Source organism: Rhodococcus sp. B7740 (assembly GCF_000954115.1).
GTDB lineage: Bacteria > Actinomycetota > Actinomycetes > Mycobacteriales > Mycobacteriaceae > Rhodococcoides.
The window spans coordinates 3,298,778-3,323,525 of the sequence record NZ_CP010797.1; the positions used below are offsets into that span (position 1 = coordinate 3,298,778).

A 24,748-nucleotide genomic window follows, 5' to 3' on the forward strand; every position below is an offset into this window, starting at 1 on the left:
ACTCGAGACCCACCTGTCACACGCCCCGTCGATGCGCGACAATGGACCGGTGAACGAGCCCCAGGACCCCTCTGTCGACACCGAGGACAATGCCGTGAAGACCCAGGAACGGGGCTCACGGCTGTACCCCCGCGTGACGAGTTTCCGCTCTCGGCGCGGAGCGCTGACCGAAGCGCAGCAGACCACCTGGGACAACCTGTGGCCGCGCATCGGCCGCGACGTCGCCGACGAGCAGATCGACATCGACGCCTGGTTCGGCCGCAGCGGTCCGGCGATTCTCGAGATCGGCTCGGGTACGGGCACCGCGACCACGGCGATGGCCTCGGCCGAGCCGCACGTCAACCTGATGGCCGTCGAGGTCTACCGGCCCGGCCTGGCCCAGACGCTGCAGCAGATCGAACGAGAAGGCATCGAGAACGTTCGGTTGCTGCGCGGTGACGCGATGGACGTGCTCGAGAACCTGCTGACCTCGGAATCGTTGACCGGCGTCCGCGTCTTCTTCCCCGACCCGTGGCCCAAGGTTCGACACCACAAGCGTCGCCTGCTGCAGGGTCCGACGTTCGCGATGATCGCGGATCGGTTGAAGCCCGGCGGCGTTCTGCACGTGGCAACCGATCATGCCGAATACGCTGAGTGGATTGCCGAGGCCGGGAACGCCGAGCCCGGTCTGACCGTTCTCGATTGGGAGTCGCCCATGACACACGAGCGACCGGTGACCAAGTTCGAGGGCAAGGCACAGCTGGTCGGTAGCTCGGTGACGGAATTGATCTGGGGAAAGAAGACAGCATGAGCGTCAGTACGGACATGCCCGACACCGTGGTCGACCCCTCAGAACTCGGCGCACTCGGTGAATCGCGCCACAGCAAACGCGTCCTGCTGGTGTGGGACGCCCCGAACCTGGACATGGGACTCGGCGCAATTCTCGGTGGCCGACCCACCGCTGCGTACCGTCCGCGCTTCGATGCACTGGGCCGATGGCTGCTCAGCCGCACTGCCGAGCTCTCCACCTCCGGCACCGCGACGCTCGAACCCGAGGCCACGGTGTTCACCAACATCGCCCCCGGCAGCGCAGATGTCGTCCGACCCTGGGTCGAAGCATTGCGTAACGTGGGTTTCGCGGTGTTCGCCAAGCCCAAGGTCGACGAAGACAGTGACGTCGACGCAGACATGCTCGACCACATCGACTTCCGCAACCGTGACGGCGGCCTCGCCGGTGTCATGGTCGCGTCCGCCGACGGTCAGGCGTTCAAGGGTCCACTGGAGGCCATCGCAGCAACCGGAGTGCCCGTGCAGGTGCTGGGCTTCCGGGAGCACGCAAGCTGGGCTGTCACGTCGGACATCCTGGAGTTCCTCGACCTCGAGGACATTCCGGGCGTCTTCCGTGAGCCACTGCCACGGGTGAGTCTCGATTCGCTTCCCGACGAAGGTGCGTGGCTGCAGCCCTTCCGACCGCTGTCCGCCCTGCTCGTCGGGCGCCAAGGAGTTTCTTAAGTGTTCGCCAGATGGGGAGACATCGTCTACCGCCTGCGGTACACCGTTATCGGTGTCATGGTGGCCGGACTGCTGGGCTTCGCTGCCTACGGTCTCGATCTCAACAGCCATCTCAGTCAGAGCGGTTGGGACGATCCGACGTCGGAATCGGCCCAGGCTGCCCGTCTGGCGGACACGACGTTCGGTCGCGACAAGCAGGGTGACGTCATCGTCCTCTACACCGCACCCGAGGGCTCGACGATCGACGATCCCGAGTTCCAATCCAAGATCGTGGCCAACCTCGATTCGCTCGCCGCCGACCACCCGAACGAGATCGAGAAGGTCAACGGCAGCTACTTCCGCACGGCAACTGCCCCGAACCTCGCCGCCCTCGGTACCACCGACAAGCAACACGCGATCGCCAGCATTGCGATCGCCGGTGCCAACGACACCGAACTGACCAACAACTTCCAGGCCGTCAAGGACGTCTTCTACATCGACGGTGTGAACGTGCAGGTGACCGGCTTGCAGGCCGTCGCAGGCGCGTTGCAGTCGACGATGGCCGGCGACATCCACCGCATGGAGCTACTGGCGATCCCCGCCGTCGCGGTGTTGCTGTTCTTCATCTTCGGCGGCGTCGTCGCGGCTGCTCTTCCGCTGATCATCGGCGGTCTGACGGTCGTCGGTGCCAACGGCATCGTGAAGGTGTTCACCAACTTCACCGAGGTCAACTCATTCGTCGCACCCGTGGTCTCACTCGTCGGCCTCGGGCTGGCCATCGACTACGGATTGTTCATCGTCTCGAGATTCCGAGAAGAACTGGGCGACGGCTACTCGACGCCACAGGCCGTGCGCCGCACCGTCATGACGGCCGGTCGCACCGTGGTGTTCTCCGCGACGATGATCGTCGCGTCCCTCGGTGGTCTGCTGCTGTTCCCGCAGGGCTTCCTCAAGTCGGTGGCCTACGGCTCCATCGCAACCGTGGCTCTCGCAGCTCTGACGGCCATCACGATCCTGCCCGCGATGCTCGCCATCCTGGGACCCCGCGTCGACGCCCTCGGCCTGAAGTTCATGCGCAAGACCAAGTCCAGCGAGGAGATCGAGAACGGCATGTGGGGCCGACTCACTCGCTGGGTGATGCGCAACCCCGTCAAGGTCACCGTCCCGATCGTGCTCGGCCTGGTGCTCCTGACGCTGCCGGTCGGCAACATCAAGTTCGGCGGCATCAACGAGACCTACCTACCGCCCGACAACGTCACCCGCGAAGCGCAGGGCGAGTTCGATTCGCTCTTCCCCGGCCAACGGACCGAACCCATCAAGCTGGTGATCAGCAACGCGCAGGGTGCCAACCTCGCCGCGATCACCAATCAAGCGAACAATGCTCCCGGCCTGGTCGAGCAGTTCTCTCCGGTCGGTGCCAGCAAGGACGGAATAATCGTCTTCAAGGCAGGACTGGTCGATCGCAACGACTCCAAGCCCGCCATCGACTTCCTGCGCAGCATCGACGTGCCGGACGGAGCGTCGGTTCTCGTCGGCGGCACCCCTGCCATCGAGCAGGACTCCATCAGTGCGCTCATCGACAAACTTCCGCTGATGGCCGTGCTCGTGGTGTTCATCGTGACCCTGCTGATGTTCCTGACGTTCGGATCGTTGGTGCTGCCGATCAAGGCGGTGCTCATGACCGTCCTCGGTCTCGGGGCCACCATGGGCATCCTGACGTGGATATTCATCGACGGCAACGGTGCGGGGCTGATGAACTTCACTCCCGGGCCGATCATGGCTCCGGTTCTGGTGCTGATCATCTCGATCGTGTTCGGCTTGTCCACGGACTACGAGGTGTTCCTGCTCTCTCGTATGGTCGAAGCGCGCGAAAAGGGCGCGAGCACAAGCGAAGCCATCCGTATCGGAACCTCGCATACCGGACGCATCATCACCGCAGCGGCCCTGATTCTCATCGTCGTGACCGGGGCGTTCGCGTTCTCCGATCTGGTGATGATGAAGTACATCGCCTACGGCATGATCGCGGCCCTCATCATCGACGCCACCCTCATCCGCATGTTCCTCGTGCCCGCCACGATGAAACTGCTCGGCGACGACTGCTGGTGGGCCCCGCAGTGGATGAAGCGGATTCAGCAGAAGCTCGGACTCGGCGAGACCATCCTCGAGGACGAACTGCTCCCCATGGCGGACGTGCCCGAGCTCGCTCTCGCGGGCGGTGCACCGTCGAGTACGGTCGCGCCGCCGATGCGTGCGGCACCGCGCCGCAGCGAGCCGCTCACCGAACCCATTCCCGTGGTCGCACCGCACGGCGGGGGCCCGATCCGAGCGACCCACGCGGCGAAGGAAGAATCCCGACGCAGTGTGACAGGGCGTCCGGCAACCCCACCCGAGCCGACCCGTGCGGCTCCCGCCACGCCTGCGGCACCGGCTGCTCGACCTACCCCGACTCCCCCTCGGACCCAGGCCGCTCCGCAGGAACGACCGGCTCCCAGGCCTGCCCCGAGCCGGCCGGTTGCGCCGCGGCCGACCGTCGAACCGGAACCGACCCAGGCTGCGGAGGTCGTCCGGCCCGCACCGCCGGTCAACCCGGTGGCAGCTCCCCCGTCGGCGGAGCCGCCCCGCGCACCGAGCGCACCGCGTCCACCCGCAGCGCCGCCGAGCCGAACCCGGGCCGCACGCGCGCCTCGCGCCGAGGAACCGGATTCCCGTTCCATCGAGAGCTGGCTCGCCGACCTGCGAGCACCCAGCGCATCACCACCCCCGAGCACACCGCGCAACGGTTCGACCGCCAACGGGTCCGATCACAACGGATCGAACCACAGCGGTGCGAACCACGGCGCTTCGAACCACGGCGGTCGCGACGAGACCGGCTCCCCGCAGAACGGTTCCGATCGCAACGGCCACAGCAACGGGTCCGAACGAAACGGCACCGACCGAAACGGCACCAACGGGTCCGATCGCAACGGCACCGAGCAGACCGGTACCGAACGCAACGGCAGCAACGGATCCGCGTCGAGCGAGCCACGGTCCGAGAAGCCGTCGGGCCGCCGATCCGCACCGACCACCGAGGGCGGCGACAGCGGTCGTCATCGCGGTGGCGAGAACGGACAGGTGCTCAGCGTCAGCGAATTGCTCGCACGCGAGCGCAACCGTTCACGCTGACGCTCGTGTGATCGGCTAACCTCCCTGAGCCGAGGTTCACTCACGTGGCGGCGGTAGTCGCGTGCATCCAGGGGGAGTTACACACACGTGTTCGTTCGATGGGGAAAGTTCGTCCACCGACTCCGGTACACCGTTCTCGGTGTCATGGTGGCCGGGCTGTCGATCCTGGCCGCGTACGGCTGGGATCTCACCGACCACTTGAGCCAGAGCGGCTTCGACGATCCGACGTCGCAATCCGCGGCTGCGAACAACCTTGCCGAGGCGACGTTCGGCCGAAACACCGAGGGCGATGTGATCGTCCTGTACACCGCTCCGGAGGGGTCGACCATCGACGACCCGGCGTTCGACGCTGCGGTCGTCGGCAGTCTCGATTCGCTGGTGGCCGATCACCCGGACCGCATCGCGAAGATCAACGCCAGCTACTTCCGAACTGCCGAGGCCCCGGTGCTGGCGGCGCTCGGAACCACCGACAAGCAGCACGCCATCGCGAGCATCGCCATCGTCGGTACCGACGACACCGAGCTGACCGAGAACTTCCAGGCCGTCCAGAACGCGTTCTACATCGACGGCGTCGACGTACAGGTCGCCGGCCAACAGGCCGTGGCGGCCGCCCTGCAGTCGACGATGACCGACGACATCCACCGAATGGAAATCCTTGCCATCCCGGCGGTGGCAGTGCTGCTGTTCTTCGTGTTCGGCGGCGTCGTGGCCGCTGCGCTGCCGCTCATCGTCGGCGCGCTGACCGTCGTGGGTGCCAACGGCATCGTGAAGCTGTTCACCCACGTCACCGACGTGAACACCTTCGTTGCACCGGTGGTGTCGCTGGTCGGACTCGGCTTGGCGATCGATTACGGACTGTTCATCGTGTCGCGTTTCCGAGAGGAACTGGGCGACGGCCGGTCGACGCCTGATGCCGTCCGTCGATCGGTCATGACGGCCGGTCGGACGGTGGCGTTCTCGGCGACGATCATCGTCGCCTGCCTCGGGGGTCTGTTGCTGTTTCCGCACGGGTTCCTGCGGTCGGTCGCCCTGGGTTCGATCGCGACGGTCGCTCTCGCGGCACTGAACGCGATCACCATCCTGCCGGCCATTCTGTCGATTCTCGGCCCACGCGTCGATGCCCTCGGCCTGGCGTTCATGCGCAAGACCAAGTCGTCGGAGGAAATCGAGAACGGGATGTGGGGCAAGCTCACCACCTGGGTGATGCGCAACCCCATCAAGGTGGTCGTCACCATCGTGCTCGGGCTGCTGGCGTTGACGCTTCCGATCGGGAACCTCGCGTTCGGCGGCATCAACGAGACGTATCTGCCACCGGACAATCCGACGCGGGTGGCGCAGGAACGGTTCGACGAACTGTTCCCCGGCCAGCGCACCGAGCCGATCGAATTGGTCATCCAGAACGCCCAGGGGTCGAACCTGGCCGCCATCACCACCCAGGCGAACAACGCACCGGGCCTGGTCGAGCAGTTCACCCCGGTCGGTGCCAGCAAGGACGGGATCATCGTCTTCAAGGCCGGACTGATCGATCGCAACGACGCAGCGCCCGCCATCGAGTTCCTGCGCAGCATCGACACTCCCGAGGGCACCTCGATGGAGGTGACGGGAACCCCTGCGATCGAACGGGATTCGATCGATGCGCTGGTGGATCGTCTACCCCTGATGGCGGTGCTGGTCGTCATCGTCGTGACCGTACTGATGTTCCTGACGTTCGGATCCTTGGTGTTGCCGATCAAGGCGGTGCTGATGACGACCCTCGGGCTCGGTGCCACGATGGGCATCCTGACGTGGATCTTCATCGACGGCCACGGCGCGGCGTGGCTGAATTTCACGCCCGGGCCGATCATGGCGATGATTCTGCTGTTGATCGCCGCCATCGTGTTCGGGCTGTCCACCGACTACGAGGTGTTCCTACTCTCTCGTATGGTCGAGGCACGCGAAAATGGTTCCAGCACAAGCGAAGCCATTCATATCGGCACTTCGCACACCGGCCGCATCATCACTGCGGCAGCATTGATCCTCATCGTCGTCACCGGAGCGTTCGCGTTCTCCGATCTGGTGATGATGAAGTACATCGCGTACGGCATGATCGCGGCCCTCATCATCGACGCCACCGTCATTCGCATGTTCCTGGTGCCCGCGACGATGAAGCTGCTCGGCGACGCGAGCTGGTGGGCACCGGCGGGCATGAAGCGCATGCAACGCAGACTCGGACTGGGCGAAACGGCTCCGAAAGACGACTGACGCGCCGCCGCCCCACAACGCGTCAATGGACCACTGCACTCCTCAGACGTATGCAATGGTCCATTGATGCGGTGCGGCCGGGCTCGGGTCGGACGCGTGAATGGACCACTGCACTCCTCAGACGTATGCAGTGGTCCATTCACGCGGTGTGGGGAGGTCAGGAAGACACTGCCGCACTCTCTCGGTCCGCGAACACCTTCGCGTAACGGGTGCCCGCGATCAGCAGTAGTAGTCCCACTGCGATGAAGGCGATGACTCGGAACAGTCCGTCCAGGGCGACGAGGTCGAACAGGAACAGTTTTGCGATGGCCGCCGCGGTCAAGGACAGTCCGGCCAGCAGTGCCAGATGAGCGTGGGTGACACTGCGCAGCCCGAATGCCAGGAGTGCGAAGGCTGCGATCATCCACTCGATGGTCGCCGCGGTGTGGCCTGCAGTGAATCCCGTTGTTTCGCCACCGATTCCGATGCCGAGGGTCACCGTTGCCGCCGTCAGGCCGTACAGCGCGAGTACGCCGGAGACGATGGCAAGGGTCCGCAGTCCGTCGTCGACCGGTTTCAGTTCGGCCAGCACGTATGCGAAGGCGAATGCCGTTGCAGCGAGCAGGATTCCGCCCAGGGCGATACCGACGCTACCCACTGCGTGATCGGAGTCCAGCAGCGCCTGCGGCGGACTGACCGAGACGAACATCAGTGCGCCGATCACACCGAATCCGCTGCCGATCGAGTATGCGAGTGTCGAGCGGGTGCTGTGGGCCACCGCGATCAGGGCCGACGCGACGGCGAACAGCACCACCGGGCGAATCTCGAGGGTCGTCGACTCGACTGCGGCCTGCAGCGTCGCCAGCGCTCCGATCACCGCGACGGCGATGCGAGCGTGCCCCGGCAACCACCTCACCAGAATCACGATCGCCACGGCTGCAGCAGCAAGAACCAGTTGGACAGAGACGGTCGCGGCGCGATCGAAAACGTCGGCAGAGACCAGCACCGGCACAGACGCGAGAGCGATCATGACGGTGGCGACCACATCGGAGACGTTGCGGCGCAGCAACTCCAGTGAGGTTCCGATCCCGAAGCCGGCCACCGACACGACGGCCAGGAGCAGCCAGAAGCCGCCGGTGGATCCGGACAGATCGACACTCGCGATGGCAGCCAGCACCGCACCGACGAGGGGCACGGTCCGAACGACCTGCAGGAGTGGCCAATTGCGGCCGATCTGAGCCGGAAAGCTGGCGACGTACGTGGCGATGAGGAATGCGATCAGGGTCAGGGTGAGGCCGTCGGTCAGCACCGGTCCACACACCGCGACACCGGCGAGAATCAGCACCGCCATCGGCTGCGACGTCCACTGCACTGCGAGTGCCGTTCCGGCTGCGGCGATTCCGAATGCGGTGATCAGCCCGAGTACGGGATCGAGCCAGCCGTACAGGACAGACGTCGCGAGTACATCGAGGTACAGGCCCGCGATGCCGGTGGCGGCGAGGGCAATTCCGCCGATGCGTCCGCCGGAGCGGCCGAACACTCGGACACCTGCACCGATCAGCGCGAGTGAGAACACTGCGCCCGCGGCGACCCGCAGCGGAGGGCCGAACCACCCGGCCTGTGCGGCGAGGACGAGCAGCATCACGACACCGACGAGGGTGACGCCTGCGCCTGCGACAGCCAGCAGACGACTGATGACACCGTCACGCTGCCACCACGGTTCGCGCGGCGGAGCCGGCGGGCGAGGCGCGACGACCGGTCCCCTGGGTGGTGCGGGGTAGGTCATGGCGGGCTGGGGCCGAGCCGTCTGCTGCCCCGCCGGCTGACGGACGATGTGGCCGAACGGCTGACCGTAGGGCTGCGGAGGCAGCGGTGGTGACGCCACCGGCGGCGCAACGGCAGGAGCTGCCGGTGCCGACGCCTGCCGCGTGGGAGCGGGAGCCGTTGCGGCACCGAGCTGGGACTGCAGGTTCTGCAGGTCGACGGCCACCTGGCGCATGTGGTCGCCCAAGGAATCGAAGCGGCTGGACAGTCGCGCGACGAGTTGCGGATCCAGCCCGGAGCTCTGGGGAGAAGTCATGGGTTAAATCCTGCGACCGTGGCGGCCGGAAAGCGTGAGTAGTGCTACTCGGATTGCTCGAGTAGAAGCGCCTCGCTAGCCGAACATACGACGGATCGAGCTACCGAAGGGATGCTTGGCGGTCACCGAACCCAAGCGAACCTTGCCCGAGACCACGAGATGCAGCGGCCCGTACGGAGGCCCGGTGCGGACCTTGTTGGTGGCGCTACCCGCCACCGTCTCGACGCGGTTGAGATCGACTGTCGCCTCGGTGGGCACGATCAGTGTCACGGTGCTGCAGTAGTCGTCGACGTGAATCTCGACCACCTGCGTGGACATGACCGCCTGCGTGAAGTCGAGTGTCACCGTCGACATGCGGGTGGAGACGCGCATGCTCGGCGGCACATTCCACGGTCCCTTGCGGGTGATGGTGGACATGGTGCCGCGCAGTGTGTCCGACGCGCCGCTGCCGTGTCCCCAATGCTCGTGAACGACGCGGCGCGCCGTCGGTTGCGGGGTGGGCGCGGGAAAGAGCTTCGGTGCCGGGCGATGTTCCTCGGCGATCTGCATCCCGGGCAGGTCGGCGAGTACCGAGTTCAGTTCACCGCGGGTCTTCGACGCCAATGCGGTGTCCATTCGCTCGGTGAACTCACCGAGCGACAACATGCCCTGGCCCACCGCGCGCTGCAGCAGCTGCCCGACGTGTTCGCGTTCGGCATCGGACACTCTCAGATCCCTCGCCTCCATGGGTTCAGGGTAGCGAAGATCTCAGGCTGCGCGACCGCCGAGAACGGAGAGCATTCCGGACACCGACGCCGGCCATCCGAACTGTTCGGCGCGCAACCTGGCGGCGGTGCGGCGGCCGTCGACGGGTAGTTCGAGTACTCGTTCGATCTCGGCGGCGAATCCGTCTGCGGTGTTCTCGGAGGATCCGCCGCAGTGTGGGGTGACGATCTGCGCCAACGCCGAGGTCTCGGAGACGACGACGGGGGTGCCCGCGGCGAGCGATTCCAACGCAGCGAGGCCGAACGTCTCGTGTGGTCCCGGTGCGAGAGCGATGTCCGCGGAGGCCAGCAGGGCTGCGACGGCCGCTCTGCCGTCGACGAAGCCGAGGAAGTCGACGGGTAGGCCGCGGGCACGTCGTTCGAGGCCGGCTCGGCGGGGGCCGTCGCCGGCGATGATCAGCCGCGCCCGCATTCCCGAATCGCAGAGCGCAGCAAGCGAATCGATACTTCTCTCGACGTGCTTCTCCACCGACAGCCGGCCGCAGTGCACCAGCAGGCGATCGGCGTCGCCCAACCAAGCCGACCGGTTGCCCACGTGCCGACGCCGCGGATGGAACAGGTCGAGGTCCACGCCGAGCGGCACTCGGTGCACGTTACGCACTCCGATGCGCTCGAATTCCTGCTGCGCGAACTCCGTGGTGCACACGACGGCGTCGTACTGTTCGGCCGTACGCCGATTGGCCAGGTCCGCGATGGGGCGAGCACAGCGCATCGGCATCGTCTGCGCGAGCAGACGGTCCAGACGTTCGTGAGAGATCATCACGCTGCGCACGTCTCGGCGCGCGGCCCAGGCACCCATGCCGCGCAGTGTCAGTCGGTCCGATACCTCGATCACGTCGGGCCGCAATCCGGCCGCCACCGAGGACACTCGGCGCGGGTCGGCCACCCGATACCCACCGGTGAACGGAATCCGCGGTGCCGGCACCTCGATGCGCACCACTCCCGACGGGAGCAGCGTCTCACTCCGTCGATCGCCCGGCACGATCAGAGTCACCTCGTGGCCGCCGGCCACGTACCCCGATCCGAGCTGGTCGACGGCCGTCCGCAAGCCGCCGGACCTCGGTCCGTAGAAGTTGGCCACCTGCACGATGCGCACCCGACCAGTCTCCCCAGCCGAGAGTCCGCCCGACGGCGCGGTGATGGACAGTGGCCGAACCCTCACGTAATTCTGTGTGGGGATCGCTACCAACGGGTAGGTGAGGCAGATGCGAGTGACACTGCAATCGACCGGTAACGCCCCCGCCCCCGAGGTCTGGGAACGCTACATGGAACCGACGGCCTGGAAGACCTGGGCTCCACAGATCATCGGCGTCGAGTACCGCGGTGAACGCCTGGACGCCGACACCACCGGCCGAGTGCTGGGGCCGCTCGGGCTGCCGATCGACTTCCGGGTGCATTCGGTCGACGAGCGATCGTGGACGTGGGCATGGTCGGCCTGGTTCCAGAATCAGGCTATCGGGGTCGACCTGACGCACGGCGTCGTCTCACGACCCAACGGGACCAGGGCGTGGTTGACGATCGACGGCCCGCTGCCACTGGTTCTGCCGTACGTGCCGATCGCCAAGTTCGCGCTCGGCAGGTTGTGCAGTCCGTAGCGCTACTCGGACCGTGTGACGGTCTTCTCCTCCGACTTGTCGGCCACGTCGGTCGGCTCGGGCGTCGGTAGCGAGGACTCCTCGCCCGACCCGTCCAGGTGGCCGTCGAACTCGTCGATCGCCTCGTCGCGCTCGGCACCGGTCTGATCGAGATCGGCGTCGACCCCCTTCGAGTGCTTCGCCGGGTCGACGGTGGTGTCCACTGCATTTTCGTTGTCGGTCATGGAATGCAGAGTGCCCCTCGGCTACCGACGCAAACCCTCACAGCCCTTTTTCGATGACGTATCGGGTCAGTTCGACGCGGTTGGCCAGCTGCAGTTTTCGCAAGGTCGCCTGGACGTGATTCTCGACGGTGCGATGGCTGAGCGTCAGTCGGGTCGCAATCTGCTTGGCGCTCAATCCTTTTGCGACCAGGCGTAGTACTTCGGTCTCGCGGTCGGTCAGCGTCGGGCGAGTGTCGGATGCAGGCTCGGGCGAGGACGACATCCGCCGGAACTCTCCGAGTACCAGGCCCGCGAGGCCGGGAGTGAACACCGCCTGCCCGGCCGACGTGGCACGGACCGCGTCGAACAGTTCTTCGGCCGATGCGCTCTTGACCAGGTAACCGGTCGCACCCGCCTTGATCGCGTCGAGCACGTCGCTGCGTTCGGCGGAGGCCGAGAGCACCAGGATCTTGGTCTCGGGCGAGGCGTCCAGGACGGCGACGGTGGCATCGGCTCCGTTGCCGTCGGGCAGATGCATGTCCATCAGCACCACATCGGGTGTGGTCGCTCGGGCGCGGCGCCCTGCAGCGGCGACGCCGTCCGCGGTGGCGACGACCCTGAATCCGGCGGCCTCGAGATCCCGGGCGACACCGTCGCGCCACATCGGGTGGTCGTCGACGACCATCACCGCGATGTCGGCATTCGCTTCCTCTGTCATTCCGGTCCCTTCGCTCGCGGAATGCGGATCTCCCATTCGGTTCCCTCACCCTCGTCGGTGTCGAGTATCGCAGTACCGCCGAGAGATTCGACGCGGCCGAGGATCGATTTCGAGACGCCCATCCGACCCTCGGCCTCGGCGGCGGCGAGCCGTCCGGCAGGGATTCCGCGGCCGTCGTCGCGGATACTGACGATCAATTCCCCGTCGACGTCCTCGAGCAACACGTAGGCCTTCGCATCGGCTCCTGCGTGAAGTTCGACGTTGGACAGTGCGGTGGCCACGACGGCGGCGAGTTCCTCGGCGACGTCGGATTCGACCAGCACGGGATCGGCGGGCGTCGAGACCGAGATCGATGTGCCCGCCTGAGTTCGCAGCAGCGCCCTGACGTCGACGATCGAGCCGGTGTGGTCGTCCCGAGGAGCTGCCTGTTCCGAGATCAGTACACGCAGAGCCACTTCCTGCTCGCCGGCCAGCTCGGCGAGTTCGGCTGCCGGCCCGCCTATTTCGAGACCACGCCGTCGTACCAGGGCCAATACCTGCAGCACTCCGTCGTGCACCTGCCGGGCCAGCCGCTCTCGCTCCTCGGTGATCGCGGCCGATCGTGCTGCGCGGCGCAATTCTTCGTGGGCGCGCCTGGCGGTGTTCGACGCCAATCCCAGTGCCAGTCCGGCCGAGAGCAAGACCGGGGCGGTGGCATCGGACCAGAGATCGGAGTCGAAGCGGTCGCGGACGAGTGCGCTGACCACCGACATCGCCACCCCCGATGCAATTCCGCCCCTGGGGCCCAACAGGATTGCGGCAGAGATGACGGCGTTGGTGGCCCACAGCGTGGTCGGCAGAGTTTGGCGGGTGCTGTACCACTCGTAATCGGCCACCAACCTCGTCGACGCCATCAGCGCGATGACGATGACCTGATCGGCGAGCACCACCTGCCAGCGTGGCAGTGATGCGCGTGCGAGCATCAGCGCCGATGCCCCGGACCACACGGCCATCAGAGCGACGAGGAACCAGCTCAGCCGCGGGTTGGTGTAATTGTCCACGGTCGCGGCCTGATAACTGATCGCGTAGACCAGTGTGATCAGCCGGAAAGCCTGCGAGGCCCGCCAGAGCGGGGTGTCGGGATCGGACGAGGTGAGCGTGGTCCGTACCCGGTCAGCCGTCCGCATCGGTCTTCGGACCTGCTGTCTCGGTATCGGCAGCCTCGGTATCCGGGGTCGTCAACTCTCCCTTGGCAAGCCGCTCAGGCACGTCGCTTCCGGGCGGAGTGTCCGGATTGCTCGGCTCGGCGGAATACAGCGGGTCGGGCACCTCGAGTTCCTCGTAGACCTCGTCCGGGTCGTCGGCGAGCAGCGACCGCACGGCGGTGTTGAGGACGGCGACGATCGGCACCGCCAGCAGGCCTCCGACAATGCCCGCGAGCAGAATGCCGACGGTGATGGACAGGACCACCGCCAACGGGTGCAGTCGCACGGCGCGGCCCAGCAGGAGTGGTTGCAGCACATGGCCTTCGAGCTGCATGACGGCCACCACAATGCCGAGGGTGATCACCGCGGTGATCAGGCCCTTGGTGACCAGTGCGATGAACACCGCGACGAATCCGGTCAGCACCGCACCGATGATGGGGATGAATGCTCCGATGAACACCAACGAGGCCAATGGAAGAGCCAGTGGCACACCGAGAATGGCCAGACCGGCACCGATGCCGACGGCATCGGCGGCTGCGACGGCAACCGTCGCCCTGACGTATCCCACCAGGGACCCGAAGCCCTGGATGCCGGCGGTGCGGATTCTTCTGCGGGCCGCGGTCGGCGCCAGTCGGGTGACGAACTGCCAGATCTGATCGCCGCCGTACAGGAAGAAGATGAGGGTGAACAGTGTCAGCAGTGCGCCGGTGAGAATTTCACCGATCACCGCTGCGGTCGTCAGGGCTCCGCTCGTGACGGCTTCCTGATTGTCCTGAATGACCTTGACGAGGCTGTCGGTGGCCTGCCTGATCTGATCCTCGCTGATGTGCAAGGGACCGTTGCTGAGCCATTCTTCGATGCCGTTGATGGACTGGGTGAACTGGTCACCCACCTGCGGCAGGCCTTCGATGAACTGCTCGACGATGAAGGTCATGATCCCGGCGACGACACCGATGCTGGCGATGATCACGACGATCACCGCGACGGCACGTGGCACTCCGCGTCGGTGCATCCAATCGACGACGGGAACGAGCATCGCCGACGCCAAGAGCGCCAGGCCCAACGGAATGACGACGGTGCTGAGCTTGGCCACCACCAGGCAGAACGTGATGAATCCGGCAAACAGGACAAGCAGTCGCCACGTCCATTCCGCGCCGACCCGCACCAGTGGATGCACCGAATCCGCAGCCGAAGTGGGGCCCGGGGACGCCCCCGTACCTTGCGCCCGCAACTCGTCGGTGCTCACCCGCTAAATTTAACCCGTGCTGGCATCTTTCCGAGCGGTCTCGCTCACCCTGAAGAGTCGCTGGCCGCTCTATATGCTCTCGATGCTCATCGCCAACGTCTTCGGTGCGGTCCTCGTGTTCGCCTTCGTGCGATACGGCCTGCCCATCCCCGAATCGCAATCGATCGTCGCCGACCGCGTGCGCAACGTGTACATCTTCGGGGCGTACCTACTGGTGGCCCTGGTCGTCAGCCTGATCTATGCGTACTTCCTCCTGCGGTCGGTGATCAGGTGGCAGCTCCGCGGCGGCCCACCCACCCGCAAGGAACAGATGACGACGCTGCACGCGCCGTTGCGTCAGGCGATCGTGCACCTCATCCTCTGGATCATCGGCGGCATCATCTTCGTGCTGCTGACCATCGCGGAGATGCCGTCGCTGTCCATCGCCGTCATCGTCACCGTCGGTATGGCCGCCACCGTGACGTTCGGATTCACGTACATGCTCGGCGAACGGATCCTGCGACCGGTCGCAGCACTGGCGTTGAGCGAGGGCCGATTCGACCGCACCATGACGCCCGGCGTCGGCACCCGCATGGCCATGACGTGGGGACTGGGCACCTTGATGCCCGTCATCGGCATCATCCTGCTGTGCGCCACGCAGATCACCACCGATCTGGTGTTCTCTCCCAACGCGCTCGCGGTGGCCATCATCCTGCTCAGCGTGCTGGCGATCGTGCAGGCGTTCGTGCTCTCGATGCTCACCGCGAGCCAGATCTCCGACCCGATCAGCCAGCTGCACCGCGCCATCGAGCGCGTTCAGCGCGGCGAGACCGACGTCGAGGTCGACGTGTTCGACGGCTCCGAGATCGGACGCCTACAGGTGGGCTTCAACCGAATGATGGAGGAATCGGCCGAACGACGCGTCCTGCGAGAGCTGTTCGGCCAACACGTCGGTGAGGACGTGGCGCGTCGGGCATTGCAGTTCGGAACCGAACTCGGCGGTGAGACACGATTCGTCGCAGTGCTGTTCGTCGACATGGTCGGCTCCACGGCCACCGCATCCGAGCGCCCACCGGGCGAGGTCGTGGTGCTGCTCAACGAGTTCTTCCGAGTGGTCGTCGACGTCGTGGGACGTCATCACGGCTTCGTCAACAAATTCATGGGCGACGCGGCCCTCGCGATCTTCGGTGCCCCACTCGATCGTCCCGACGCCCCGACCGCCGCGCTCGCCGCCGCGCGCGAACTCAGATTCGCGCTCGACGAGATCACCGGCCTCGACATCGGCATCGGTGTATCCGCGGGTCTGGCCGTCGCCGGAAACATCGGTGCGTCGGAGCGCTTCGAGTACACGGTCATCGGAGACCCGGTCAACGAGGCCTCGCGACTCACCGAGCTCGCCAAACTGCGTCCCGGACGCGTCCTGGCGTCGACCTCGGCCCTGTACTTCGCCGACGACGAGGAACAGGAACAGTGGGAGCTGGGAGACCAGGTGCAACTGCGTGGTCGACGACGGGCCACCCACCTGGCCTGGCCGGTGGACTATCCCGATTCCTCCTCGCGCGACAGTTAGTCTGACAGGGTGCCCGACCCCAGCTCCACCCGCGGACCCGCAGTGCGGCGTCCGCGAAACCGACTGCGGTGGGTCAAGTGGATCGCCGGAATCGCCCTGGTGGCGCTCCTGGTCGGCGAGGCGATCTATCTGTGGCCGCGGCTGCACGAATCCTGGACAGCTGTCCGCGAGATCCACTGGGGTTGGCTGGCGGCCTGCATAGTCGCTCAAGCGGTGTCGCTGAGCGCTTTCGGCAGGGTGCAGAAGCAGTTGCTCGACGCAGGCGGAGTGAAGGTGCGTCAGCGCAAGTCCGTGGCGGTCATCTACGGCAGTACCGCGATGGCGCTCACCCTGCCCGCAGGCCAGGTGTTCTCCACGGCGTTCACCTATCGCGAGACACGCCGCTGGGGAGCGAGCCCGGTCGTTGCGTCCTGGCAGTTGGCGATCTCCGGCGTGATCGCCGCGGCAGGACTGGCCGTGCTCGGCGTTGCGGGCGGACTGGTGGTCGGCAGCTTGTTCAACACGTTCACCGTGGTGCTTCCGATCGCAGGCGTCATCGCCATCGTCGCCGCCGTTCGCTACATCTCCGATCACCCCGAGTCGATCAAGACCGTCGCGCGCTGGGGACTGCGGAGATACAACGCGTTCCGCAACCACGAGCTCGACGCGGGTGCCGAGGGGATCGACAAGATCATCGGCCAGATCCAGTCCGTTCAGCTCGGCAAACGCGACGGCGCACTCACCCTGTCGTGGTCGGCCGTGCATCGACTGGGCGACGTCGCCTGCCTGGCGTTCGCATGCTTCGCCGTCGGCGCAGATCCGCGACTGTCCGGTTTGCTCATCGCTTTCGCCGCGGGCAAAGCCGTCGGATCCGTTCCCCTCGCACCCGGCGGCCTCGTCGTCGTCGACGCCACCCTCATCGCGTTCCTCACCAGTGCTGCCTCGATCAGCGCATCGCAGGCCGTCGCCTCGGCCCTGGTGTACCGCGGCGTGAGTTTCATCCTCGTCGCCATCGTCGGGTGGATCGTGTTTCTCGTGCTGTTCCGCAAGCACCAGCACGCCGATCTCGAGTTCGACATCGCGCTCGAGCAGCAGGAGACCGCCGAGCTGCGACGTACCGAGGACATCCGCGACGCCAAGGGCGATCCGGAGCCCGCGTAGTGTCACGAGCTGTGTTGTCCGTCACCTTCTGTTCACTCGGAATATATACGGACCCCGGTCCGCTTATGTACTATCAGCATTGAAACTTCAACCCTTAGGAGTCCCCATGACCACCGCGATCGCACTTCCCGAGCTCACCGCAGGCACCTGGGTCATCGACCCGGCGCACTCCACCGTCGGATTCACCGTCCGCCACCTGGTGGTCAGCAAGGTCCGTGGCCGTTTCCAGAACTTCAGCGGCACCATCACCGTTGCCGAGGACGGCACGCCGTCGGTCGACGCCGAAATCGACGTCGCGTCCATCACCACCGACAACGAGCAGCGCGACGGCCACCTCAAGACCGCCGACTTCTTCGAGGTCGAGAAGTTCCCCACCGCGACGTTCAAGTCCACCTCGGTCAAGGCCGACGGCGGAGACTTCGTCGTCACGGGCGACTTCACCCTCCACGGCGTCACCAACTCCATCGATCTCAAGCTCGAGTTCAACGGCGTCAACGCAGGCATGGGCAACGGACCGGTCGCCGGCTTCGAGGCCAGCACCGTCATCAACCGCAAGGACTTCGGCATCAGCATCGACATGCCCCTCGAAGGCGGTGGCGCTGTCGTCGGCGACAAGATCACGCTGAACCTCGAAATCGAGGCCGGACTGCAGGCGTAAGTCCGCCTCGCTTCGCCCCCCCTCTTCCGGATCAATGCGACTTCGTTGCAGTCCACGCGACTGACACCCACATCGATCCGCACCAAGTGGTCCCCGAACGGCCCGCACCGCATTCGTCGGTGCGGGCCGTTCGCTGTCGGTGTCTACAGTGGTGCGCGTGAAGTTTCGTTCCCCAGTAGTTGCTGCCGTCATCGACCTGCTCATGGTCGTGCTGTTCGCCGCGATCGGTCGGCGCAGTCACGCCGAAGCCACCGCACTGTCCGGCCTGTTCCACACCGCCTGGCCGTTCGTCGTCGGTGCCGCCATCGGCTGGATCATCGCGTTCGCCTTGTACCGCAACAAGTTCGACGCTTTCCTCATCGTCCCGACGGGCATCGTCGTGTGGGTGATGACGGTCGCGGTGGGCATGGTGTTACGTGCGGTGACCGGGCAGGGAACAGCCGGATCGTTCATCGTCGTCGCAACGCTGTCCACCGCAGTTCTGCTGCTGGGTTGGCGAGCGCTGGCGAAGTTCGTGCCGAGCGTTCGTTGACTGCAGAGTTCGTCGAGAACGGCCTCGGCGCGATAGGATGATCCACGGTGCGCCGGGAAGTCTGGTCGGCAACAACTCTGTGCTGCGCACCCACTGCCTGACATTCGGTCGGTTCGCAGCTCGACGAAGCTACCGAAAGGCGTTCTCACCGTGACAGATTCATCGACTCCACCCACACGATTGCCGCTGTTCTCCCGCGGCTCCTGGTCCGAGGCCGACCGCGTCGCGCAGATCCTTCGCAAGGAGACCGTCGGCGGAGCACTGCTTCTCGTCGCCACCCTCGTCGCACTGATCTGGGCCAACTCACCCTGGTCCGCGGCATACGACTCGCTGATGAGCACCCGGGTCGGCCCCTCGGCGCTCCATCTCGATCTGACGCTCTCGACGTGGGCCGCCGACGGTCTGCTGGCCATCTTCTTCTTCGTCGTCGGACTCGAGCTCAAGCGAGAATTCGTCGCAGGCGACCTGCGCGATCCGGCACGCGCCGCGTTACCGGTGGCCGCGGCGGTCGGCGGAATGGCAGTTCCTGCAGTCATTTTCGTCCTGATCAACCTCGGCACCGGAGACGGAGCTCTGCTCGGCTGGGCCATCCCGACGGCAACCGACATCGCGTTCGCCGTCGCCGTTCTCGCCGTGATCAGCACCCACCTGCCGACTGCATTGCGAACCTTTCTGCTGACTCTGGCCGTGGTCGACGACCTGCTGGCCGTCAGCGTCATCGCAATCTTCTACACCGACGACATCAACTTCGTCGCGCTCGGCCTGACGCTGATTCCGCTCGCGCTGTTCGCCGTGGCCGTACAGATGCGCGTTCGCTCCTGGTGGATCCTGATCCCACTGGCTGTCGTGACCTGGGTTCTCATGCACGAGTCCGGTGTCCACGCCACCGTCGCGGGTGTCCTCCTCGGCTTCGCCGTTCCGGTCATGCGCAGCAAGGCCAACGGCGGCCCCGAGGCAGGCCCCGGACTCGCCGAACACTTCGAGCACAAGATCCGGCCCATCTCCGCGGGCATCGCGGTTCCCCTGTTCGCATTCTGTGCGGCCGGTGTGACCGTCGGCGGATTCTCCGGCCTGCGAAGCGCTCTCACCGATCCGATCGCCATCGGCATCATCGCCGGCCTCGTCATCGGCAAGGCCGTCGGCATCTTCGGCACCACCTACCTCGTCTCGCGGTTCACTCGGGCCACACTGGATGCCGGACTGAAATGGCTCGACGTCCTGGGCGTCTCCATGCTCGCGGGTATCGGATTCACCGTCTCGCTGCTGATCGGCGACCTTGCCTTCGGCGAAGGAACCGAGCGCGACGACCACGTCAAGGTCGGCGTCCTGACCGGTTCGATCATCGCAGCATCGTTGGCCGCCATCATCCTGCGCAGCCGCAACAAGGCCTACCGGGACTTCCACATCGAAGAAACCCGCGACGACGACCACGACGGCATCCCGGACGTGTACCAGAACCGGAAGTAGCGACCGTTGGAATCCCGACCGCTCCGGTGACACGATGAGTTCCGTGAGCGGAACCGTGCGAGAGCTGTTGACCCGGCACATCGAGGACGGGCTGATGCCGGGGGCAACAGCGTTACTGGGTGGCCCTGATGCAGAACCCGTCGCGGTCGGGTCATCGGCGGTCGGCGGCCCACCGATGGCAGTCGACGCCATCGTCCGGATTCAGTCGATGACCAAGATCGTCACCAGTGTGGCCGCCCTGCGCCTCGTGGAGGCGGGCCGACTGACGCTGGACGACGATGTCGTGCCCTGGCTTCCCGAACTCGCCGGCCTGCCGGTGCTCACCCGCCCCGACGCTGCACTCGACGACACCGTCGCTCGAGAGGGACCGATCACGTTGCGGCACTTGCTGACCAACACCAGTGGGTACGGAATTCAGATGGGAGACACCCCGCTGGCCCGGGCCATGAGGGACAACGGCACCGAAGCAGGCCCCGCGCCGTCTCCGCTCGGCGCGGACGAGTGGTTGGCACGCATGACCGAACTTCCTCTGGCGTTCCAGCCCGGTACCGGGTGGCGCTACCACCACGGCTTCGCGATCCTCGGCATCCTCGTCTCTCGCATCGTCGGCCGGTCTCTGCAGGACCACCTCCGCGACGACCTGTTCACGCCACTCGAGATGCCCGACACCGGGCTGTGGGTACCGACCGACCGATGCCACCGCCTGACGGCGGCCTACCGGTTGGAGAACGGGTCGTTGATCGAAACCGAACCCATCGCAGGCGGGCCCTACGCGGGACCGCGCCCTGTCGACGTCAGTCACGGCGAGCTGGTGTCGACGGTGACCGATTTTCACCGCTTCCTTCGTGCGATCGAGACGTCGGTGTCGACCGAGCACCTGGAGCTGATGACACACGACCAGGTGCCTGCGTCGATCAAGACCGACGAGAGTTTCTACCCCGGCTTCTGGCCGGGAACGGGGTGGGGATTCGGCGTCTCGGTCGTCACCGACGGTGACCATCTCGGTCGGTACGGCTGGCCCGGCGGGCAGGGCACCGACTTCTTCGTCGACCCGGACGGGACCATCGGCATCCTGCTGACGCAGACCGAATTGTGCGAGTCCTCCTTCGCGCTGCTGTCGGAGTTCCAGGAACTGCGCTGAGTCGATTCGCAGCGCCTACAGTTGTCGCCGTGAGCGAGAACCGGCTTCGGGCGTGACACAGCCGCTGGCCCGTCGCCTCGGTCTCGTCGACGCCGTCGTCATCGGTGTCGGTTCGATGGTCGGGGCCGGGGTGTTCGCGTCGTTCGCTCCCGCATCGGCCGTCGCAGGGGCGGGCCTGCTCATCGGTTTGGCCGTCGCTGCGGTCGTCGCATTCTGCAACGCCACCTCCTCGGCCCAGCTGGCCGCGCAGTATCCGACGTCGGGTGGCACGTACGTCTACGGCCGTGAGCGGCTCGGCGAGTGGCCGGGCTTTGCGGCCGGGTGGACGTTCGTGATCGGTAAGACCGCGAGTTCGGCGGCCATGGCTTTGGTGTTCGCAGCCTATGTCGCACCTGCCGGTTACACCGAACTCGTTGCGATACTTGCCATCACAGCGCTCACCACGGTGAACTACTTCGGCATCACCCGCACGGCCGTGCTGACGAAGATCTTGGTCACCGCCGTGCTCACCGTCCTCGTCATCGCAGTGGTCCTCGGCCTCACCGGCTCGTCCGTTCCCGCCGTCGACGGACTCGGCTCGTTCACCGAGAACGGGTGGTACGGCATTCTGCAGTCGGCGGGACTGCTGTTCTTCGCCTTCGCGGGCTATGCGCGCATCGCGACCCTCGGCGAGGAGGTCGTCCGACCCGAACGGACCATCCCACGCGCCATCGTCTCCGCGCTCGGTATCGCATTGCTGGTCTACACGCTCGTTGCGGTGACGTTGTTGACGGTTCTCGGCCCCGAACTCCTGGCCTCGTCGTCTGCCCCATTGGTCGATCTCGCGGTGGCGTCGGGACATTCGTGGGCGTCGCCGGTGATGCGGATCGGTGCCGGCCTGGCTGCGCTGGGGGCGTTGCTCGCGTTGATCGCCGGCATCGGCCGCACCTCCCTGGCGATGGCCCGCCACCGCGACCTGCCGTCGTATCTGGCCGCAGTCCACCCGCGGTACTCGGTGCCGCATCGCGCCGAGATCACCCTGGCTGTGATCGTCTGCGTGCTGGTCCTGACAGTGGATCTGCGTGACGCCATCGGCTTCTCGTCGTTCGGGGTCTTGCTCTACTACCTGGTGGCCAATCTGAGCGCGTTCACCCAGGATGCCGAGCATCGCCGCTACCCACGCGCCCTCCAGGTCATCGGCAGCATCGGATGCGTGGTGCTGATCGCAACGTTGCCGGTGCCGTCCATCGTCGTCGGAACCGGCGTGGTCGCGCTCGGTGTCGGGTACCGCCTCCTTCGGGTTCGGCAACTGTTCACTTGACGTCTGATTCGGTAGACGTCAATATAGACGAATGTCGAATCAAGACCTTCCCGTCGACGGTGAATGCTGCTCGCCGCTGATCCGTGAGCCCCTCACCGTGGACTGGGCCGGAGATCTCGCCCGCATGTTCAAAGCACTGGGAGATCCCGTGCGGCTTCGCCTTCTCAGCCTCGTCGCCAGCCATGCAGGCGGCGAAGCATGTGTCTGCGACATCTCCCCCGCATTCGACCTCTCCCAACCCACCATCTCGCACCACCTCAAGGTGTTGCGCGAAGCCGGGCTGCTCGACTGCGAACGCCGCGGCACCTGGGTCTACTACTCGGTGATTCCCGCTGCGCTGCAGCAACTTTCCGCCGTACTGAACGCTGCAGAGTCCACGGAGGTCATGGCATGAGTACGAAAACCGATACTGCCGTGGTCGGCAAGCTCTCCACCCTCGACCGGTTCCTGCCCGTGTGGATCGGCGTGGCCATGGTCGTGGGTCTGCTCCTGGGACGGATGATCCCCGGGCTGAACGACACGCTGTCGGCCATCTCGATCGACGGGGTGTCACTTCCGATCGCCATCGGACTGCTGATCATGATGTACCCGGTACTGGCCAAGGTTCGCTACGACCGCCTCGATACCGTCACCGGAGACAAGCGCCTGCTGATCGGCTCGTTGGTGCTCAACTGGGTCCTCGGTCCGGCCCTGATGTTCGCTCTCGCATGGCTTTTCCTTCCCGACCTGCCCGAATACCGAACCGGCCTGATCATCGTCGGCCTCGCTCGATGCATCGCGATGGTCATCATCTGGAACGACCTCGCCTGCGGCGACCGAGAAGCCGCCGCGGTTCTGGTCGCGATCAACTCGGTGTTCCAGGTGTTCATGTTCGCGGTCCTCGGATGGTTCTACCTCTCGGTTCTGCCCGGCTGGCTGGGCCTGGACCAGACGACCATCGAGGCGTCGCCGTGGCAGATCGCCAAGTCGGTCCTCATCTTCCTCGGAATCCCGTTGATAGCGGGATTCGCGTCTCGCTTCTTCGGCGAACGCGCCAAGGGCCGCGAATGGTACGAGGAGAAGTTCATCCCCAGGATCGCCCCGTGGGCGCTCTACGGCCTGCTGTTCACCATCGTCGTTCTCTTTGCGCTGCAGGGTGATCAGATCACGTCACAGCCGTTCGACGTGGTGCGTATCGCGCTGCCACTGCTTGTGTACTTCGCGGTGATGTGGGGCGGCGGCTACGCTCTCGGTGCCGCGATGGGTCTGGGCTACGAACGCACGACCACCCTCGCGTTCACCGCAGCAGGCAACAACTTCGAGCTGGCGATCGCCGTCGCCATCGCGACCTACGGTGCGACATCCGGGCAAGCCCTCGCCGGAGTCGTCGGACCACTCATCGAGGTACCCGTACTGGTCGGCCTCGTCTACGTCTCCCTCGCACTGCGCAAGCGCTTCTCCCCCGCCGTGTCCACGACCACGTCCCCGAAGGAATTCTGATGTCCGCCACCCCCAGCGTTCTGTTCGTCTGTGTTCACAACGCCGGCCGATCTCAGATGGCCGCCGGATTCCTGACTCATCTCGCCGGCGACACCGTCGAGGTGCGTTCTGCCGGTAGCGCTCCCGCGGACATCATCAACTCCGCGGCAGTCGAAGCCATGGCCGAAGTCGGCATCGACATCTCGTCCCAGTCCCCGAAGATTCTGACCCCGGAAGCCGTCGAGACATCCGACGTCGTGATCACCATGGGCTGCGGTGACGCGTGCCCGGTGTTCCCCGGAGTGAGCTACCGCGATTGGGCACTGGCCGACCCGGCAGGCAAAGGCGTCGAGGCGGTCCGGCCGATTCGCGACGAGATCAGGAGCCGCATCGAAGACCTGATCGCCGAACTGGTTCCGGCCAAGCAGAGTTCGGTGTCATGACGACACCGAGCGTGCTGTTCGTCTGCGTCAAGAACGGCGGCAAGTCTCAGATGGCGGCCGGTCTGATGCGCAAGGCCGTCGGCGATGCAGTGGAGGTGCACTCGGCGGGAACGAAGCCGAGCGGAACGGTCAATGCACTCTCGGCCGAAGCGCTCCTCGAAGTCGGCGTCGACCTGGCCGGTGAACAGCCGAAGCCGATCGACCCGAAGTTGTTGTCTCGCATCGACTACGTGATCACCCTCGGGAGTGAGGCGAAGGTCGATCCCGTCGACGGTCCGACGTTCGAGAACTGGAACACCGACGAGCCGTCCGAACGCGGTATCGACGGAATCGAACGGATGCGTCTGGTGCGCGACGACATCGCCGCTCGAGTCGAGGAACTCGCGTCCCGATTGCGCGGCACCGACGGTTGACTCGA

The 24,748-nt window shown here is 65.7% G+C and carries 23 protein-coding genes; 16 read left to right on the forward strand and 7 right to left on the reverse strand.

All coding sequences use genetic code 11. The features are described from left to right. The first annotated feature begins 31 nt into the window (after positions 1–31). The 4 genes from trmB to NY08_RS15260 all read left to right on the forward strand — a co-directional run bounded on the left by trmB (position 32) and on the right by NY08_RS15260 (position 6,873). On the forward strand, positions 32–790 hold the full coding sequence (trmB, locus tag NY08_RS15245; protein ID WP_045197277.1) for a tRNA (guanosine(46)-N7)-methyltransferase TrmB: 759 nt from the start codon (positions 32–34) through the stop codon (positions 788–790). A 14-nt stretch (positions 791–804) separates the two neighbouring features. Next, positions 805–1,491 (forward strand): NYN domain-containing protein, encoded by a 687-nt coding sequence (locus NY08_RS15250; RefSeq protein ID WP_230596976.1) that lies wholly within the window; start codon positions 805–807, stop codon positions 1,489–1,491. Then, the gene (locus tag NY08_RS15255; RefSeq protein ID WP_045197279.1) at positions 1,492–4,632 is read left to right on the forward strand and encodes an MMPL family transporter; all 3,141 of its coding nucleotides are present in this window, start codon (positions 1,492–1,494) and stop codon (positions 4,630–4,632) included. Positions 4,633–4,719: 87 nt separating this feature from the next. After that, positions 4,720–6,873 carry an MMPL family transporter gene (locus tag NY08_RS15260; RefSeq protein WP_045197281.1) on the forward strand — a complete coding sequence of 718 codons (2,154 nt, stop codon included), beginning with the start codon at positions 4,720–4,722 and terminating at the stop codon, positions 6,871–6,873. A 157-nt stretch (positions 6,874–7,030) separates the two neighbouring features. Here the strand turns inward: NY08_RS15260 and NY08_RS15265 are convergent, their stop codons facing one another. From NY08_RS15265 to NY08_RS15275, 3 genes are all read right to left on the reverse strand, one after another. Next, entirely contained in the window at positions 7,031–8,932 is a 1,902-nt protein-coding gene (locus tag NY08_RS15265) for a DUF2339 domain-containing protein (protein ID WP_200893115.1), read from the reverse strand. Positions 8,933–9,007: 75 nt separating this feature from the next. Then, complete coding sequence (locus tag NY08_RS15270; RefSeq protein ID WP_045197283.1) at positions 9,008–9,658, reverse strand: DUF1707 SHOCT-like domain-containing protein; 651 nt, start codon at positions 9,656–9,658, stop codon at positions 9,008–9,010. 21 nt (positions 9,659–9,679) lie between these two features. Continuing rightward, the gene (locus NY08_RS15275) at positions 9,680–10,792 is read right to left on the reverse strand and encodes a glycosyltransferase (protein WP_045197285.1); all 1,113 of its coding nucleotides are present in this window, start codon (positions 10,790–10,792) and stop codon (positions 9,680–9,682) included. Positions 10,793–10,901: 109 nt separating this feature from the next. Between NY08_RS15275 and NY08_RS15280 the strand changes: the two genes are divergently transcribed. Continuing rightward, positions 10,902–11,291: a hypothetical protein gene (locus tag NY08_RS15280; protein WP_032396662.1), complete on the forward strand. Its 390-nt coding sequence runs from the start codon at positions 10,902–10,904 to the stop codon at positions 11,289–11,291. Positions 11,292–11,293: 2 nt separating this feature from the next. Here NY08_RS15280 and NY08_RS15285 read toward each other — a convergent pair whose 3' ends face one another. Genes NY08_RS15285 through NY08_RS15300 form a run of 4 tightly spaced genes read right to left on the reverse strand, consistent with a single transcriptional unit; the run spans position 11,294 to position 14,573 of the window. Beyond that, positions 11,294–11,515, reverse strand: coding sequence for a hypothetical protein (locus NY08_RS15285; protein WP_032396663.1), 222 nt, complete (start codon positions 11,513–11,515; stop codon positions 11,294–11,296). A 37-nt stretch (positions 11,516–11,552) separates the two neighbouring features. Next, a complete protein-coding gene (locus NY08_RS15290) occupies positions 11,553–12,212 on the reverse strand; it encodes a response regulator (RefSeq protein WP_032397249.1) in 660 nt (219 codons plus the stop codon). Beyond that, complete coding sequence (gene macS, locus NY08_RS15295) at positions 12,209–13,378, reverse strand: MacS family sensor histidine kinase (RefSeq protein ID WP_045197287.1); 1,170 nt, start codon at positions 13,376–13,378, stop codon at positions 12,209–12,211. The genes NY08_RS15290 and macS overlap by 4 nt, the downstream gene beginning before the upstream one ends. Continuing rightward, positions 13,365–14,573, reverse strand: a complete 1,209-nt coding sequence (locus NY08_RS15300) for an AI-2E family transporter (protein ID WP_052683830.1) — start codon at positions 14,571–14,573, stop codon at positions 13,365–13,367. The genes macS and NY08_RS15300 overlap by 14 nt, the downstream gene beginning before the upstream one ends. A gap of 142 nt (positions 14,574–14,715) precedes the next feature. On the opposite strand from NY08_RS15300, the gene NY08_RS15305 reads away from it, so the two are divergent. The 11 genes from NY08_RS15305 (at position 14,716) to NY08_RS15355 (ending at position 24,743) form a co-directional block, all read left to right on the forward strand. Further along, the gene (locus NY08_RS15305) at positions 14,716–16,191 is read left to right on the forward strand and encodes an adenylate/guanylate cyclase domain-containing protein (protein WP_045200526.1); all 1,476 of its coding nucleotides are present in this window, start codon (positions 14,716–14,718) and stop codon (positions 16,189–16,191) included. A 9-nt stretch (positions 16,192–16,200) separates the two neighbouring features. Continuing rightward, positions 16,201–17,331 (forward strand): lysylphosphatidylglycerol synthase transmembrane domain-containing protein, encoded by a 1,131-nt coding sequence (locus NY08_RS15310; protein WP_045197291.1) that lies wholly within the window; start codon positions 16,201–16,203, stop codon positions 17,329–17,331. Positions 17,332–17,437: 106 nt separating this feature from the next. Next, entirely contained in the window at positions 17,438–17,989 is a 552-nt protein-coding gene (locus NY08_RS15315) for a YceI family protein (RefSeq protein WP_045197294.1), read from the forward strand. Between the two features lie 148 nt (positions 17,990–18,137). After that, on the forward strand, positions 18,138–18,521 hold the full coding sequence (locus NY08_RS15320; protein ID WP_176459091.1) for a DUF3054 domain-containing protein: 384 nt from the start codon (positions 18,138–18,140) through the stop codon (positions 18,519–18,521). Positions 18,522–18,671: 150 nt separating this feature from the next. Continuing rightward, positions 18,672–19,988 (forward strand): Na+/H+ antiporter NhaA, encoded by a 1,317-nt coding sequence (gene nhaA, locus NY08_RS15325; protein WP_045197296.1) that lies wholly within the window; start codon positions 18,672–18,674, stop codon positions 19,986–19,988. Positions 19,989–20,031: 43 nt separating this feature from the next. Further along, entirely contained in the window at positions 20,032–21,129 is a 1,098-nt protein-coding gene (locus NY08_RS15330; RefSeq protein WP_200893116.1) for a serine hydrolase domain-containing protein, read from the forward strand. A 115-nt stretch (positions 21,130–21,244) separates the two neighbouring features. Continuing rightward, positions 21,245–22,429, forward strand: coding sequence for an APC family permease (locus NY08_RS15335; RefSeq protein WP_144407467.1), 1,185 nt, complete (start codon positions 21,245–21,247; stop codon positions 22,427–22,429). 31 nt (positions 22,430–22,460) lie between these two features. Continuing rightward, positions 22,461–22,823 carry an ArsR/SmtB family transcription factor gene (locus NY08_RS15340; protein WP_045197300.1) on the forward strand — a complete coding sequence of 121 codons (363 nt, stop codon included), beginning with the start codon at positions 22,461–22,463 and terminating at the stop codon, positions 22,821–22,823. After that, on the forward strand, positions 22,820–23,908 hold the full coding sequence (gene arsB / locus NY08_RS15345) for an ACR3 family arsenite efflux transporter (RefSeq protein ID WP_032396672.1): 1,089 nt from the start codon (positions 22,820–22,822) through the stop codon (positions 23,906–23,908). The genes NY08_RS15340 and arsB overlap by 4 nt, the downstream gene beginning before the upstream one ends. Continuing rightward, positions 23,908–24,330, forward strand: coding sequence for an arsenate reductase ArsC (locus NY08_RS15350; RefSeq protein WP_045197301.1), 423 nt, complete (start codon positions 23,908–23,910; stop codon positions 24,328–24,330). The genes arsB and NY08_RS15350 overlap by 1 nt, the downstream gene beginning before the upstream one ends. After that, entirely contained in the window at positions 24,327–24,743 is a 417-nt protein-coding gene (locus tag NY08_RS15355) for an arsenate-mycothiol transferase ArsC (RefSeq protein ID WP_045197302.1), read from the forward strand. The genes NY08_RS15350 and NY08_RS15355 overlap by 4 nt, the downstream gene beginning before the upstream one ends. The last annotated feature ends 5 nt before the right edge of the window (positions 24,744–24,748 follow it).